Genomic DNA, 17112 nt, shown 5'->3' with positions numbered 1-17112 from the left:
CTAAACGCGAGAAAGAGTAAGATGAAAATCTTATTCTTTTTTTATTGATAACTTTTATCAGTAAAGAAATATGGTATACTATGTGAGTCGTTTAACATTGACAACGTAATAATATTTAAAGGAGATTGGTTCAATGAAAGGACTAAAAGTTCAAGAATTAATATCATCAGGGGTTTACGCCACTGTTTATTTTTTTGTTGTTTTTATCGCAACATTTATTTTAAGGTTTACAGTACCTGTTTTTAATTCACTGTTAATACCGGCATTTTCAGCAATTTTATCAGGTGTGGTTTATTTAATGGTAGTCAATCGAATTCCTAAATTTGGTGCTATTACAATAGTAGGATCTGTAATGGGAATTTTCTTTTTAATTTTCGGCTATTTTCCATTAGCGTTTTTACCAGGCTTTGTTTTTCCATTATTAGCTGATTTTGTTCAAAATAAAACAAAAATTGAAGAAAAAGTAAAACTATTTTTAAGTTATACTATTTTCAGTTTTGGCTTAACAGGTCCTATATTACCTTTATGGTTTATGAAAGAAGCCTATGTGGACTCTTTATTACAAAGAGGTAAGGACCAAACTTATGTAGATAGCGTTTTTGCGCCAGTAACAACAGCGACATTTTTTATTTCAATGGGCTTAATTGTTGTTTGCAGTATTATAGGATTAGTAATTGGGAAAAGAATTTACCAAAAGCATTTTTCTAAAGATAAAAGAAATGGTTCAAGTATATGAGTTTAAAAGCCATATACTTTGATCCAAGAAGTAAACTAGCGACGATTTTGTTTGCTAGTTTTCTTTTAATGTTACGAGTGGATCCTAAAATAGAATTATTTTTTGTATTATTAATGTGTACTTTATTAATTATTAATGGTGGTTATAAAAAAGGTTTAGGGTTAACAGCTCTTTATATGGGGATTTATTCAATTGAGCGTTTGTTTTTTCAAGAGATAACGGGTTCTATTTCGGCCTTTTTATCTTTCTTTTTCGTGGCCAATCGTTTACTTATCCCCCCGATAATGGCAGCTGCTTTTGCCATAACGAATACGAAAATGAGTGAGTGGATTGCTGCGATGAAAAAAATGAAGGTGCCACATTTTATTGTAGTTCCTTTTTCAGTTGTTTGCCGCTTTTTTCCAGTGTTAATTCAAGATTTCAAAGAAATAAGACGTGCGATGAAGTTTAGAGGGATTGGAATAAATTCTTGGGATTTAGTTAAACATCCTATTTTGACTTTAGAATATATCATTGTTCCTATATTAGTATCTGTAGACAATACTTCCCAAGAACTTTCAGCCGCAGCCTTAGTAAGAGGTCTTGGAAACGAAGGCACACATACTAGTTTGTATGAAGTAAGATTTAAACTTCAAGATTATCTCTTAGTAATGACATTATTTATTTTATTTGTTCTGGAGGTTGTTGTCTTATGATAAAAATAGAACAAGGTGCCCTAAAGTATGGTGATTATGAAGTTTTATCAGAATTGAACGTTTCAATAAAACCCGGAGAATTTGTTGTAGTGTGTGGAGCCAGTGGTTGTGGTAAATCTTCCTTGATTAGAATTTTAAATGGTTTGATTCCAGAGTTATACGAAGCAGAGTTGTCTGGTGACTTTGAAGTATTAAACGAAAAATTACCAACCAATCAGTTTAATAACTTCGTTGAAAAAATTGGAGTAGTATTTCAAAATCCAAAAACACAATTCTTTATGAATGATGTTTATTCCGAATTAGGCTTTGAAATGGAAAATTACGGTGTTCCTCACCAAGAAATGACAAAACAAGTACAAAAAATATCTGAATTATTCAATTTAGAGAGTTATTGGTCAAAAAATATGCATGAACTTTCAGGTGGCGAGAAACAACGAATTGCTTTTGCTTCATCTTGTATGACAGAACATGACTTATTTCTATTAGATGAACCCTCTAGTAATCTGGATGAAAAGCATATTGATTTAATCAGCGAACAGTTAGCTTGGTTAAAAAAAGAAGGTAAAACAGTCATTGTTGCAGAACACCGACTGTATTATTTAATGCCTTTTGCTGATAGATTTTTATTTATGAATGATGGGCGAATTGTTCATGATTTCTCAAAAGAGACTATCAAGAGTTTATCTTCAGAAGACGTCACTTGTCGTGGCTTACGTTCGTTGGAAAAGCCTCAATTAGACATCTTGCCGTCAGAAGAATCAGTGCCATCTAAAAATAATCTTAGTTGTAAGGATATCTCTTATCATTACAAAACAGGTGAAGGTGTTTCAATTAATGAACTCACCTTTACATCAAATAATATCACTGGAATTATAGGTCATAATGGAGCAGGGAAAACAACTTTTTCTCAGTTAGTTACAGGACTACTAAAAAAACAATCTGGTCTTATTATGTATAACGGAAAGAGTCAAACAGCTAAACAGCTAATTAAAAAAAGTTTTATGGTAATGCAAGATGTGAATTTACAACTCTTTTTTGAAACAGTTGAAAAAGAACTAACTGCCAAAGCTAAAGGGTTGGATTTATTTGATGAAGTTGTTGAAATTCTTCAATTACGTGATTTACTTCATCGACATCCACAAACCCTTTCTGGTGGTCAAAAACAACGAGTAGCAATTGCTACAGCTGTTTTATCTGGTAAAGAAATCATTGTATTAGATGAGCCAACTAGTGGGCTTGATTTAAAACATATGAAAGAAGTTGCTTCGGTTATTAAGGTTCTAAAAAAATATCATGTAATTGTTTTAATTATTTCTCATGATAAGGAATTTTTGAATTTATGTTGTGATGATGTTATTGAATTAGAATCCGGAAAGATACGTTTTTAGACTAAAGTCTGTTATTATTTCTTACTTAATTGTGATAAAATAATGTATAGATGAATATAAAGGAGGGCGAGTTATGGGATTGACATGGTTTATTATCATGATTTTGATTCCGCTAATCTGCTTTTCCTATTGGATCTTTTTTAGACCAACAAGCCTTTGGACAGGATTTTTCTTTACTGTTTTAGGAGGCGGCTTGTATTTAACTTTGATTTTTCAAATTGAAAAAATAAACCAGCAAGCAGCTATTTGGCTTGCTATGCCAGCAATTATATTAATGATGTTAGTTGGTGTTATGGGGTTATTTACTGGTGTGATTGCCCTGTTTATTAATCAAAGAATCATGTTGAAACGAGAAGGATTTTCATTAGGAAATCTATTGCCACTAATAGTAGCGATAGGATTAGCTTTATTTCAAGTCATGTTAATAGTATTTGCTATCTATATTAATAATCCATGGCTAAACTTATTATCATTTTTAGTGATGATGATGTTTGGTTACACAATATCCTTATTTTTCTTTTATTTAATAACTACGATTCTTTATAATCATTTTCCATTGTTAGGGAAAGTTGATTACATTGTAGTGCTTGGAGCAGGATTGATAGATGGAGAACGTGTAACACCTCTATTAGCTAGTCGAATTGATGCAGGTGTCAAACTATTTAACAAACAGAAAAGTAAAAAAGGACATGAACCAACATTGATATTATCAGGTGGCCAAGGTCCAGATGAAAAAATATCGGAAGCTCAAGCTATGATGAATTACATAGAAGAGCAAGGTTATGAGTTAGGTAATGTTTACTTAGAAGAAAAATCAACTAATACACAAGAGAATCTTCAATTTACAGAGAAATTAATCTATCAAAAAGATAATATTAAAAACCTGACTAAAAAGAATATTGTCATTGCTTCAAATAATTATCATGTTTTGCGAGCAGGTAAGTTAGCTGCAAGATCGGGCATATTCACTCGTGCTGTGGGTTCAAAAACCAAAGCTTATTATTTACCAGCTGCTTTTATTAGAGAGTACATTGGTTATTTAGCTCTTACTAAAAAGCGACATATCTGGTTTTTTAGCGTTGTCATAGTAGGGGTTGGCTTGTTAGCTTTGTTACAGTATATTATTTTAAATATGGCGATGTAATAGTTCTGACTAAAATCAGAACTATTTTTTTATTGAATAACACACTGAAATAATAGAAATTTTATTAGTGTGTATTAATATGTAAGAGTGTGTTAATGACTAAAAAACAAGAATACTATTATTAAGCGCTTTATCTACAGAAAACTTGGCACGGATATTGCTTATATAAAAGTGTAGTCAAAAAAGTATTTGGAGGGATTTTTTATGAACGGTTTTGTGGAATTCATGGAAGCTAAGTTTATTCCAGTAGCTTCTAAAATTGGTGCACAACGTCATTTAGTAGCCATTCGTGATGCCTTTATGGTCACTATGCCACTTATGATATTAGGTGCTCTAGCTGTTATGATTAACAACTTACCAATTCCATTTTTCCAAAATTTCATGAACAGTATTTTTCAAGGGGATTCATGGAAAGGGTTTGGCGGAAGCATTTGGAATGGAACGTTTGCCATTATTTCAGTAGCTATTGCTTTCTTGGTTGCTTATAACTTAGCCAATGGTTATAAAAAAGATGGCGTATCAGCAGGTATTATTTCAATAGCTTCATTCTTTGCGTTAGGTGGAGCAACTGGTATGGCATCGAATGGTTTATTCGTTGCATTGATTGTAGCCATTATTTCAACAGAATTATTTGTACGTTTAATTAGTAGTGACAAATTAGTTATCAAAATGCCTGATGGTGTACCACCAGCAGTAGGTAAAGCATTTGCTTCATTATTACCAGCGATGATTATTATCAGTTTATTTGGTTTAGTAGCAGCTGTTTTTGCTGGATTTGGTGTACCAGATATCATTACATCTTTCTATACAGCAGTTCAACAACCATTTATGGGATTAGCTAATACTTATCCAGCAGCCTTATTAATTGCCTTCATCACACCATTCTTATGGTTCTTTGGTTTACATGGGGCTAATATGATTGACCCATTCATGCAAACAATCAACGTGGATGCAATTGCAGCTAACTCAGCAGCAGTTACAGCAGGGGAAGCAGCACCATACATCGTTAACAAACCATTTATTGATGTATTTGTTAACTTAGGTGGTACAGGAGCAACTCTAGGATTAATTATTGCTATTTTCTTAGTTGGACGTAAACATGAGTCATTTAATGTCGTTAATAAATTGAGTGCAGGACCTGGTTTATTCAATATTAATGAGCCGATGTTATTTGGTTTACCAATTGTATTAAATCCAATTATGTTTATTCCGTTTATTTTAACACCGATGATTTTAGTAACAACTGCTTACTTTGCAACTAAATCTGGTCTAGTGCCTGTAGCTACGAGTATTCCACCTTGGGTAACACCACCAATTATTGGGGGACTTTTAGCAACAAGTAGTTTTAAAGGAGCGCTTTTAGCAGCTGTTAACTTATTAATTTCTGTGGTTATGTATGTGCCATTTGTAAAAATCAGTGTTATTCAGGAATTAAAGAAAGAACAAGGCGAATAGTTTAGCGTCTTTTAAATAAGAAAAGCTCAAATTTTCATTATCGAAAATTTGAGCTTTTTTATATTAGAATGTCACTAGTTGACGTTGTTGATTTTTAAATATCGCAAGTTCTTTGACATTATTTTCTTTTAATAAGTCTCCCATTTCTTTAAAACCAAGCTCATAATCCTCAGCTACATGAGCATCAGAACCTAAAGTGAAAAGGGTCCCTCCAAGAGAGATATAAAGAGGAATCGCGTATTCATATAAATGACGATTGCCATACTTAACAAAGCTTTTGGCATTTAATTCAACAGCTAATTCTGCTTCAATCACTTTTTTAAATAAGTCTTTTAATAGAGGTTCAGCTAAGTTTTGAAATTCTTCTGCTGTAATAGTCAGCTGACGCATACCGTAATCGAAATGAGTCAAAATATTAGTGTGTGGCATAGCTTCTACTGAGCGAATCATTTGTTCGTAATATTCATGAATTAAACGTTTAGGTTCTAACTGACGAACTGCTGGGTCCATGAAGTCAATTTTTCCATTTTGATGAGTACTTAGAAGTAAAACATCGTATGGTTTATCAGCCAAAAATTCTTTAATTTGACCATCTTGATGAGGGACGTAACCCACTTCAATTCCTCGAAGAATATGGCGACCATAGATTTCTTCTATCTGTTTTAGTTCATTGTTATAAGAAGAAAACTCTGGAATATTATCATTAAAATGATCATAGGGATTAAAAAAATCTAAGTGTTCAGTTGTTACTAATTGTTTGTCTGTTTGTTTTAAATAATTTTCAATTGTTTCAGTAGAGTCAAAGGAATGATGGGTATGTAAGTGTTGATCGTAATAAGTCATAAAAAAGCCTCCTAAGTAGTTTCTTATCTCTTGTTTATCATAGCCTTTTCTCTTGGGAGTAACAAGTAGAAACGTTTCGATAACTTAAAGTTCTTAAAATTTTCTGATTATTTCTAGAAAGCTCACAAAAACACTAACTTTTTTGATATAGTTAGAGTAATAAAATTATGTGTGTTTTGGAAAGGATTTTGAATGAAAAAGTTTAGTTTATTTTTATCGGTATTAACAATGTTAGTGGTAGGTTTATTTATTATGCCTCATACTTTAGTATCTGCGGCAGAACAGCCTAGTATGATGGACTTAATTAGAGAGTCTAATTATCAAGTAGAAGAAACAGATAAACCAAAATCTGCAGTCTTAATTGATGCAAATACAGGGAAATTGTTGTGGGGAGAAAATCCAGATGCTTCACATAATCCTGCTAGTATTATGAAATTAATGGTTATTTATTTAACTTATGAGGCAATGGAAAAGGGCCAATTTGATATGGAAACTAAAGTGACAGCAACACCACGTCACGAACAAATAGCTAATATATATGAAATTAGTAATAATAAAATTGTAGCTGGGGTCGAATATCCGATTAAAGAGCTTATCCCTATGGCCTTAGTACCATCATCAAATGTGGCAACAATGATGTTAGCTGAATTAGTGGAACCAGATGCAGTAGTATTTTTACAAAAAATGAATCAAAAAGCTCAAGAATTAGGAATGACAAATACAAAGATAGTCAATGCGACAGGAGCTGAGATTTCTTCTTTTAGAGGCTTATATGGCATTGAGGGTGTGGATGCCGCGCAATTAGATCAAACAGGATCTAATGTTACTACAGCTCGTGATTTTGCAATATTTACGTATCATTTATTAAATAATTATCCTCAAATTTTAGATTATACGTCTACTCCAACAGTTTCAACAATGGTCGGAACCCCTTACGAGGAGACGTTTAAAACATATAATTATTCTGTACCAGGCGCTGATCCAGATGAGCGAAATACAAGTATTAATTATCACTTAGAAGGTGTGGATGGATTAAAAACGGGTTCAAGTCCTTCAGGAGCTTTTAATATTGATATGACCGCTAAAAGAGGCGATTTAAGATTGATTGCTATTGTTTTTGGTGTTGGACATTGGGAAGACCAAACGGGAGAATTTAGAAGACATCCATTTGCAAATGCGATGCTAAATTATGGCTTTAATCATTTTGAAGTGAAAGAAATATTACCAGCTGGTGAGCAAGTAATAGGTGAAGAAAAAATTACGTTAAAACAACCATTAATTGATGTTGTTAACAAAGAGGACAATCCAAAACCAATCATTAATGATAAGGATGAGTTAGTTCTTGAGAATCCTTTACCTCAAGTGTCAGATACTATTCAACCAATTAAAGGTGATTTTGAAACAGCAGAACAAGCAAAAAAATCAGCAGCTAAGAAAGATGGGGAAACGAACTTATTAGATGATGTTAAAGATGTGATGGACATGTCTCATCCAATTGCTAAATGGATTTTTATTTTGGCTGGCGTTATTCTGCTATTTATTCTAATTTTAATTATTTTCTTAGCTAGAGATCATAAAAAACGAAAAAGAGCTAGACAAATGCGTGGAGAAAGATTCAAATAACTGGTAAAATTGATTATCAACAAAATTTGAAGGGAGTTATTTGAGATATGTATGAGTTAAACAATGGGATAAAAATTCCAAAAGTAGGTTTTGGAACATGGCAAACACCAGATGGTGATGTAGCTGAAGAATCAGTAGTAGCAGCATTAGAAGCAGGTTACCGTCACATTGACACAGCAGCGATTTATGGCAATGAAGAAAGTGTTGGTCGTGGTATTAAACGAAGTGGCTTAAATCGTGATGAATTATTCATTACAACTAAGTTATGGAATGACAAACATTCATATGAAGGTGCTAAACAAGGGATTGACGAATCACTAAAAAAATTAGACTTAGATTATGTTGATTTATATTTAATTCATTGGCCAAATCCAGCTGGTATTCGTGGTGAATTTGAAACAGCTAATTCGGAAGCATGGCGAGCAATGGAAGAAGCCGTTAATGAAGGAAAAATTAAAGCAATCGGTGTATCAAATTTCCATCCACACCATATTGACGCATTATTAAAAACAGCTAAAATAAAACCAGCTGTTAACCAAATCTTTTTAAACCCAAGTGATGCTCAACCTGAAATTGTTTCATATTGCCAAGAAAAAAATATTTTACTTGAAGCTTATAGTCCTCTAGGTACGGGCAAAATATTTGAAGTGGCAGAATTACAAACAATAGCCGCGTCTTACAATAAAACAGTGGCACAAGTTGTGTTACGTTGGTCACTACAACATGGATTTTTACCATTACCTAAGTCTGTAACACCATCAAGAATTAAAGAGAACTTTGAGATTTTTGACTTTGTATTAACAGATGAAGACATGGAAAAAATTAATTCATTAAGAGGAACAGCAGGTCTTGCATTGAATCCTGATGAGACAACATTTTAATATTTGAGAAACCATACAAAAAAGTATGGTTTTTTTTAGTTCTTAGTTGAAACTTATGGCTAATTACTATAATATTTAGTAATGGAAGAGGGTGGCAAGATGCAAAAAGTGATGAAATTAATCTCTAATCGAGCGATAATTATAGGATTATTGATATTATTTCAATTAGGATTGTTATTTGCAATTATATTTAGATTCCAAGAGTATTTTGTTTATTTCTACGGAACGTATATTGTTGTTTCAGCAGGGGTGATTATTAAAATAGTTAATAATCGAAGCAATCCTGCTTATAAAATTGCGTGGTTAATACCAATCATGCTAATTCCCATTTTTGGGACGATTATTTATCTTGTCTTTGGTCGAGTACGATTTAAAAAAGAAGACAAACGAAAAATGTCGCGTATTCAAGAAAAAGAACGAGTGGCTAATTTAGAAACTGTTCAGGATATTAAAATTGATGATGGCAATATGGATGCTATTATTCAATCTAATTATCTAACGAAGTATGGTGAAGGAGCCTTATTTAAAAATACAACCAGTGAGTACTTTCCGCTAGGTGAACAAGCTTTTGAAGCAATGTTAAGAGAGTTAGAGAAAGCTGAAAAGTATATCTTTATGGAATACTTCATTGTTGAAGAAGGTAAAATGTGGGACGCTTTGCTTGAAGTGATGGCTAGAAAAGCTAAAGAGGGCTTAGATGTTCGATTTATCTACGATGATTTTGGTTGTCTAACAACTTTACCTCATCACTATTACCGAAAAATGGAAAATATGGGTATTAAATGTTGTGTGTTTAATCCATTTATTCCAGTATTATCACCTATTTTCAACAATCGAAACCACAGAAAAATAACGGTCATAGATGGAAAAGTAGCCTTTACAGGTGGTATCAATTTAGCTGATGAATACATCAATGAAGTCGAGAGATTTGGTCATTGGAAAGATAATTCAATCATGGTTAAAGGTGATGCAGCCTGGGGATTCACTTTGTTATTCTTATCATTATGGGAATTTGTTTATAACGATGATGATAATTTTGAAGACTTTTATCCTGACTTTAAAGAAGAAGAACTACCTCAAAGTCATGGTTATTATCAACCTTATGTTGATTCACCATTTGATAATGAAACAGTAGGGATGAACGTTTACTTAAACTTAATTAATAAAGCAAAAGATTCAGTTTTAATCACAACGCCTTATCTAATTATTGATAATCTTTTAATGGAAGCTTTATGTACAGCAGCAAAAGGTGGGGTTGATGTTAGAATTATTGTGCCTCATAAACCAGATAAATGGTACGTTCATGCGGTAACAAAATCTAATTATGCTCAACTAATTGAAGCTGGAGTTAAAATATATGAATATACACCAGGCTTTATTCATTCAAAAACGTTTGTAGTGGATGGATTATACGCTACTGTAGGAACTGTTAACTTAGATTATCGTAGTCTATTTTTACATTTTGAATGTGGTGTTTGGATGTATAAAACAGCAGCAGTCGGTGCCGTTTTAAAAGATCATTTAGAAACTGAGGCAGTGAGCCAATTAATAACCTTAGAGGAAGCTGAAAATATTAAGTTACCAACTAGGTTAGGTAGAGCTGTATTAAGCGTATTTTCACCATTATTATAAAATTTAAAGAGGTTCTCATGAGAGAAACCTCTTTTTTCTTTGGAAATTGAGATAGGACAAATGAATTTAACTCAAAAATAACTATTTGAAACAAATAATACTAAAAATAAAAAGAATGTATGTTATGATACTGTTTATAAATATGTAGAAAGAAGAGTGGTAATATGGTAGAAGTTTATTTAGATCATGCAGCAACAACCCCCATGCATCCAGAAGTCATTGAAGAAATGACCCGCATAATGACCAGTGTTTTTGGCAATCCATCAAGTATTCATGGGTTTGGCCGAAAGGCGTCATTTGAATTGGAGATGGCACGTGAGGAAATTGCCCAGTCTATTAATTGTCACTCAACAGAAATTATTTTTAATAGTGGTGGGACAGAAGGCGATAACACTGCTATTATTCAAACAGCTTTAGCACAACAAGATAAAGGGAAACACATTATCTCAACTAACGGTGAACATAGTGCAGTGACTCATTCTCTGGATTATTTAGAATCACTTGGTTTTGAAATCACTTTACTACCGATTAATAAAGCAGGTGGTATTACAACGGAACAAGTTGCAGAAGCTTTAAGAGATGATACGATTTTAGTGACAACGATGTATGGTAATAATGAAGTAGGAACGATAAATCCAATTTGTGAGATAGGTGAACTCTTAGAGAATCATCAAGCGTTATTCCATACAGATGCAGTGCAAGCTTTTGGGACTGAAAAAATTGATGTAAAAGAATTAAAAGTTGATTATTTAAGTGTCTCTGGTCATAAAATCAACGGACCAAAAGGTGTTGGCTTTTTATATATTAAAAAAGGGCGCGTGGTTCCAATCATGATTCATGGTGGCGACCAAGAAGAAAAAAAACGTGCTGGAACAGAAAATTTAGCAGGTATAGCTGGACTTAAAAAAGCTATTACCATATTAAGTGAAGAACAAAAAGAAGCAAATAAAGCAAAATATTTTGAGTTTAGAGAGCAAATACTGAATACTTTAACAGAAAATAATATTGATTTTGAAGTGAATGGATGCGATGAAAATCATTTATCTCATATTCTAAATATTTGGTTTAAAGGGGTGAAAAGCAACCTCTTACTATCAAGATTAGATTTATTTGGCTATGCTATTTCAACTGGCTCTGCTTGTAGTGCTGGGACAGTTGCCCCGTCTCCTGTTATTTTGGCTATGAAAAAAGAAACGCCAGAAGCTGCAACAGAATCTATTCGAATTAGTTTTGGTTACGGATTAACCAGTGAAGAAATCGAAGCATTTGCCGAAAAATTAGTTGAAACAATTCAAAGCTTAGTTTAAGAAATGAATGGCTTTTCATTTCGTTTTTGTTATAATTAAAGGTAAGAAAACTTAAGGAGGAGTCCTATGTCTTTTTTAGATAAAGCAACAGTTGAAGGATCAAAAACATATTATAAAGTGAGTGAAAAAGCACGTGCATATTCATTCAAAGATTACGGGTTTACAGAAACAAAATCAGGTAATTTCCAATTAGCAAGACCACTTGATACAAATCCGCAAAACAAACAAAGTCCAAAATTAAAAATTACGGTAGCAAAAGACTTAAAAACATTGAAAATGTCAATTACAACAGCTAATGGCTTAAAAGCATTAAATATTTTTAATGGTGACCAACATGCTGAAAAACGTGACCAATTCAAATACATCATGGCAGACATGATTCATTATGGTTGTTTTGAAGAAGTGAAATAACACTATCAGATAGTGAGTTTGGGGTAAAACTCAGATTTACTATCTTTTTTGTTTGTAATTTTTAAACAAACTAAAGAGTTAAAATGATATAATGAAAACGATGCTTTCATAAAAGGATGGTTATGATAATGAAAAAAAAATATAGTGCAGGTCTTGTTTCTCAAAGATTTTGGTTTCATGAAACAAAGCAATATATAGACTTATTAAACGAAGGAAAGGCTGAAAAAGAAATACAATATCTAAGTGAAGAATTAAATATTTTTGGAGCTGTTAGTCCTAGTCGAGCAAAAGAAATATTTAATGGAGTTAGACGTCGTGTCAATATATTAGATAGTGATTTACAGAAACTATTCCCTCAATTAAATATTGATAACCAAAAAATACTATCTCTAATTGCTGTATTATTAGTAAATGATTTGTTTTTAGAATTCATGCTTGAAGTCTTTCAAGCTCAAATTCAAAAAAATGAATTTGAATTGACCAATAAAGAATATAAACGTTTTTTTTCTGAAAAACAGAGAACAAATGATGTTGTAGCAAAATGGAAACCATATACTTATACTCGTTTGGGAAGTGCTTACAGAAATTATTTACTGGAATCAGGACTCTTAAGGGAAGTTTCAGAGAAAGATATTATTACACCTAAAGTTTTAGATCAACGTATAATCACATACTTATATTCTATAAATCGTCAAGATATTGTGAAATCTATAATAGGGGATATTTAGGTATGAATAAATCAATAAATGAAAAATTAAAAATTTTGGATCAAACAATTACATCGCCAGATTTTCTTTCCAATGTAGGATTAGGAAACGAAGTAGGGTATCATATTTTTGATTATAGTCCCAAAGATGAATTATTAGTTAGAGAACATATAAAAAATCTGAAAAATAAAAATATACCTGATATTGATGGTTATTCAATTCAAATTTTCGATTTATATAGGATAATGATGGACTATATACATGAAGAAGGACATAGTGAAGTCATTGCTAAATGGGAAGAAAAACACGATATCATGTTTGTAGCAACTAGAATAAACAGGTTATTAAAAATGGAAGAATTTGATGACAGTCAGATGTATTTTACAAATTATATCCAGAAACATGTTGTAGATAATGCAGTGGTAATCCTTACAGGAGTTGGTGAAATTTATCCTTTGGTGAGAGCACATTCTATTTTGAATAAAATGCATTTAGTATACACAGAAAGACCAGTTATTATGATGTACCCAGGTGAGTATAATCGTCTAAAATTGACAATCTTAGAAACTAACAGAGAAACTAATTATTATAGAGCGTTTAGAATTGGATAGGGGGATAACAAGTGAAAATTAATGACATATTTTTAAAAGACATTCATCGAAATATAGATGGAGTTATTACAGCAACAAAAACATCAGATGAGCAAATTTATCAGGAGCTAGATGAATATGTGGTTACAAAAGAACTTCAAAGCCATTTTCAAGTTTTTTTTGATGCTTATAAAAGAGGTGTTTTAAGTGATACTAGCAAAATGGGTGTTTGGATCCAAGGTTTTTTTGGATCAGGTAAATCTCATTTTCTTAAGATCCTGGCTTATATTTTAGAAAATAAAGAAATTAATGGAAAAACTGCACTAGATTTTTTTATAGAAGGAGATCAGTCTACTCGTAAAATCAATAATGATATTACAATAGCAGATATGAAATTAGCCACAGATGTACCTACAAATGTTATTCTTTTTAATGTAGAGTCAAAACATCAAACTGGTATAGAAGAGAGAAACAGTTTAGTTAATGTTTTTTTAAAAGTTTTTAATGATAGTTTAGGCTACTCTACTAATCCTAAAGTAGCTGATTTAGAAAGAAGTTTGTCTGCGGAAAATAAGTATGAATTATTTAAAATGACATTTGAAAATATTCACGGAAAAAAATGGCTCGAGGAACGTCATAAAGTTGATTTTTTACAAGATGCTGTTGTTGATACATTAGTAGAAATTAATTATATGTCAGAAAATGCGGCTAATAATTGGTTTTCAAAATTAGAGGCTGAATATATTATTAGCATAGAAGAATTTGCAATTCTTGTAGAAAATTATCTTAAGTCACAAGGAAACAATCAACATATTGTTTTTCTAGTTGATGAAATTGGTCAATATATTGGTGGTAACAGTGATTTAACATTACAATTACAAACAATCGTTGAGGAATTAGGTAATAAATCTAGAGGGAAAGCATGGGTTATTGTGACAAGTCAACAAGCGATTGATAAGATAACAGATATTGCAGGGACAACAGCAATGGATTTTTCAAAGATTAAAGGTCGTTTTGAAACAACGTTATCACTATCATCTGCAAATGCTGATGAGGTAATTCAGAAACGTATTTTAGCCAAGAATTCAAATGGACAAAATTTTTTGAGAGCAGATTATCCGAATCACGAAAGTAATTTGAAGCTAATGTTGGATTTTGAAGATAGTCCAGAATTAAAACTTTATAGTAGTGCTGAAAACTATGCGGATGTTTATCCGTTTATTCCATATCAGTTTAATTTATTAGCCAATGTATTAACTCAAATTTCTAAGCACTCTATTCAAGGAGCTAACTTATCCCGTGGTGAGCGTTCTTTGTTAGCTTTTTATAAAGAAACAGCAGAGAGGGTAGCAGATCAAGATTGTAAGCTTTTAGTTTCGTTTGATCAATTCTATCCATCACTCGAGAAGTGGCTTAATGAATCTGATAATGCGAAGGTTATTAAGCAAGCTGAAGAGAATACTCGAATTGTATCTGAAGAAAGCGACTTATTTAACATTGATGTTCTAAAAGTTCTTTTTATGATTAAATATGTTGATCAAAATATTAAGCCTACTCTAAATAATATTACAAACTTAATGATTCGTGATGTAAATGAAGATAAACTCATGTTAAGGAAAAAAGTAGAAAAATCTTTAAAAATTTTAATTCATGAAAATTTGATTCGACAAAATTTACAAAGTTTTATTTTTCAAACTGATGAGGAACAAGAAGTTAGCCGCCTAATAAATAATATTGAGTTAAATACAACTGATGTAGAGAATAAACTAGCTACTGATATTTTTGATGATAAAGTTGGTCGTAATAGTTTTGCTTACATTAATTCACATGCTAGAAGTCGCATTTTTGAGAATAGGTATACTCTCTTTTATAACTTATATATTGATAACTATGCTTTTCGTAAAAATAGTAATCCTCAACTTGAAGTTAAAGTTATAACACCTAATAATGACGAGATTTGGGGAGATGAAACACAATTAATTCTACAAAGCACTAAGAATCAAATGCTTATTAAATTACCAGCTGATACTGAATTTATGAACAATTTAATAACATTTATTAAGGTAGAAAAATATATTACAACTGTAAATGCTACAAGTGCAATTAAAAACTTTGCGGCTGTTAAAGCAGAGAAAACAAGTGAAAATCAAGAGTTAAATGAATCAATTAGCAATCAACTAGATGTTTTTTTAAAGCAAGCAACATTTTACTTTAATAATAATAAATTGGAAGTTGTAGGTAGTGATTTCAAAGCGCGTTTAAATGATGGATTACAACAAATGGCTAAACTGGTTTATCACAAGAATGATTTAGTTGATGCTCCAATGACCGAATCAGATATTAATAAGTATCTGTCTGGGAAAGAAATAGGTATAGTTAAAGCAACTGAAAATCAAAATGTGGTAGATGAAATAAGGCGAGTAATAGAGTTTCAATCAGTGAGAGGATTGTCAGTTTCATTAAAAATACTTCGTGATACTTTTGTGAATAAAGAACCATATGGCTTTGTCAATGAAGATCTAGAGTGGGCTGTTGCTCGTTTATTCAAAGAAGGAAGTATTACATTGTTTAAAAATGGCATTCCATTATCGACAAATGATGATATTAATGAGATTTCAAAAGCAATATTTGAAAGAAAAGCAGCTGAAAAAATAAGGATTGAATTACGAATTAATTCAGATGACAAGCAAAAGAAAATAGTCCAAAAAATTGGAGAAGAATTATTTAATAGTCGTAATATAGTTGATGAGTCTAATGATGATATTACAAGAAACAAATTTAATGAGAAATCTAGAATACTTATTTCTGAGTTGAATACTTATGAAAGTGACAATGCAAGTAATTATCCGCAGTCAGAAATAATTACTGATGTTATTAGAGGGCTAGAATCTGTAATGAATCTTCGAGATACACATTTGTTTTTTGAAATGCTTGAAGATAAAGAAGATGATTTTCTTGACTGGGCAGAAGATTTAGTCGATATAAAGAACTTTCATACAAGTAATCAAAAGATAATATGGGATAAAACAAAAAATTATATTAATCGTATAGAAAGAAGCACTATTAAAGAATCAACTCAAGAAATTGATTTGTTAATTGATAAGATGAAAGAAATTTTAAAACAATCTGTCCCATATCGTGATATTCCTAATCTGAGTATACTAAATGCTGAGTTTGAGCAATCCTATATGGAGTTTATTGAGTCAAAATCAACAAAAGCAACTGAAAAAATTCAAATTATTTATGAGGAAATTATTCAGGATCTAAAAAATCGAGAATTTGAAGAAGTGTTTTCACTAGATGTCGCTGATAGTTTTAATCATTTAATTGATGATTTGAGTAGATATCAAAGTCTAGATGAAATAGAGCTAGCACCAGTCCAAGCAAAAGCGTTAAAAAATAGTTTTATTGAAAAATTTACAGATGAAGAGAATAAGCGTCGTCAACAAGCAGCTGAATATGTAGCGGAAGAATACACTTCTATTGATGAATCAAAGGTGACTGATAAAACAAGTGTAGAAGTAAGTAAACCTGTTATAAAAAAAATAGAATTAATACAAATTAATAAACTTATTAAATCTTCAACAAGAATTAGGACAGAATCTGATATCGAAGTATTTATTAATGACTTAAAAACAGAGCTGTTAACTAAATTAAATGATGACAACGAATTAGACATTCGGTTATAAATAGTGGGAGT

14 protein-coding genes are annotated in these 17112 nt (G+C 31.6%); 13 read left to right on the top strand and 1 reads right to left on the bottom strand.

The annotated features are described in order from the left end of the window. Window positions 1-133: 133 nt before the first annotated feature. From ACODH8_RS00865 to ACODH8_RS00845, 5 genes are all read left to right on the top strand, one after another. Window positions 134-736, top strand: coding sequence for an MptD family putative ECF transporter S component (locus ACODH8_RS00865; RefSeq protein ID WP_332464959.1), 603 nt, complete (start codon window positions 134-136; stop codon window positions 734-736). After that, window positions 733-1431: an energy-coupling factor transporter transmembrane component T gene (locus tag ACODH8_RS00860; RefSeq protein WP_332464958.1), complete on the top strand. Its 699-nt coding sequence runs from the start codon at window positions 733-735 to the stop codon at window positions 1429-1431. The genes ACODH8_RS00865 and ACODH8_RS00860 overlap by 4 nt, the downstream gene beginning before the upstream one ends. Beyond that, on the top strand, window positions 1428-2819 hold the full coding sequence (locus ACODH8_RS00855) for an ABC transporter ATP-binding protein (protein ID WP_332464957.1): 1392 nt from the start codon (window positions 1428-1430) through the stop codon (window positions 2817-2819). Before ACODH8_RS00860 ends, ACODH8_RS00855 begins: the two co-directional genes overlap by 4 nt. Before the next feature lie 73 nt (window positions 2820-2892). Next, entirely contained in the window at window positions 2893-3963 is a 1071-nt protein-coding gene (locus tag ACODH8_RS00850) for a YdcF family protein (RefSeq protein WP_332464956.1), read from the top strand. A gap of 204 nt (window positions 3964-4167) precedes the next feature. After that, the gene (locus ACODH8_RS00845) at window positions 4168-5418 is read left to right on the top strand and encodes a PTS sugar transporter subunit IIC (protein WP_332464955.1); all 1251 of its coding nucleotides are present in this window, start codon (window positions 4168-4170) and stop codon (window positions 5416-5418) included. A 63-nt stretch (window positions 5419-5481) separates the two neighbouring features. Here ACODH8_RS00845 and ACODH8_RS00840 read toward each other — a convergent pair whose 3' ends face one another. Continuing rightward, window positions 5482-6261, bottom strand: coding sequence for a PHP domain-containing protein (locus ACODH8_RS00840; protein ID WP_332464954.1), 780 nt, complete (start codon window positions 6259-6261; stop codon window positions 5482-5484). 192 nt (window positions 6262-6453) lie between these two features. Between ACODH8_RS00840 and ACODH8_RS00835 the strand changes: the two genes are divergently transcribed. The 8 genes from ACODH8_RS00835 (at window position 6454) to brxC (ending at window position 17101) form a co-directional block, all read left to right on the top strand. After that, the gene (locus ACODH8_RS00835; protein ID WP_332464953.1) at window positions 6454-7884 is read left to right on the top strand and encodes a serine hydrolase; all 1431 of its coding nucleotides are present in this window, start codon (window positions 6454-6456) and stop codon (window positions 7882-7884) included. Between the two features lie 47 nt (window positions 7885-7931). After that, a complete protein-coding gene (locus ACODH8_RS00830; protein ID WP_332464952.1) occupies window positions 7932-8765 on the top strand; it encodes an aldo/keto reductase in 834 nt (277 codons plus the stop codon). A gap of 99 nt (window positions 8766-8864) precedes the next feature. Next, the gene (cls, locus tag ACODH8_RS00825; protein ID WP_332464951.1) at window positions 8865-10397 is read left to right on the top strand and encodes a cardiolipin synthase; all 1533 of its coding nucleotides are present in this window, start codon (window positions 8865-8867) and stop codon (window positions 10395-10397) included. Between the two features lie 164 nt (window positions 10398-10561). Further along, window positions 10562-11704 (top strand): cysteine desulfurase family protein, encoded by a 1143-nt coding sequence (locus ACODH8_RS00820; protein WP_332464950.1) that lies wholly within the window; start codon window positions 10562-10564, stop codon window positions 11702-11704. 66 nt (window positions 11705-11770) lie between these two features. Further along, window positions 11771-12115: a cysteine desulfurase gene (locus tag ACODH8_RS00815; protein ID WP_332464949.1), complete on the top strand. Its 345-nt coding sequence runs from the start codon at window positions 11771-11773 to the stop codon at window positions 12113-12115. Window positions 12116-12243: 128 nt separating this feature from the next. Beyond that, complete coding sequence (locus tag ACODH8_RS00810; RefSeq protein ID WP_332464948.1) at window positions 12244-12843, top strand: DUF1819 family protein; 600 nt, start codon at window positions 12244-12246, stop codon at window positions 12841-12843. 2 nt (window positions 12844-12845) lie between these two features. After that, complete coding sequence (locus ACODH8_RS00805) at window positions 12846-13433, top strand: BREX protein BrxB domain-containing protein (protein ID WP_332464947.1); 588 nt, start codon at window positions 12846-12848, stop codon at window positions 13431-13433. Between the two features lie 11 nt (window positions 13434-13444). Further along, a complete protein-coding gene (gene brxC, locus ACODH8_RS00800) occupies window positions 13445-17101 on the top strand; it encodes a BREX system P-loop protein BrxC (protein ID WP_332464946.1) in 3657 nt (1218 codons plus the stop codon). The last annotated feature ends 11 nt before the right edge of the window (window positions 17102-17112 follow it).

This window comes from Vagococcus fluvialis (assembly GCF_048815235.1).
GTDB lineage: Bacteria > Bacillota > Bacilli > Lactobacillales > Vagococcaceae > Vagococcus.
Note: the sequence above shows the minus strand (reverse complement) of the source record. Positions and strands in the feature narration are given on the sequence as shown.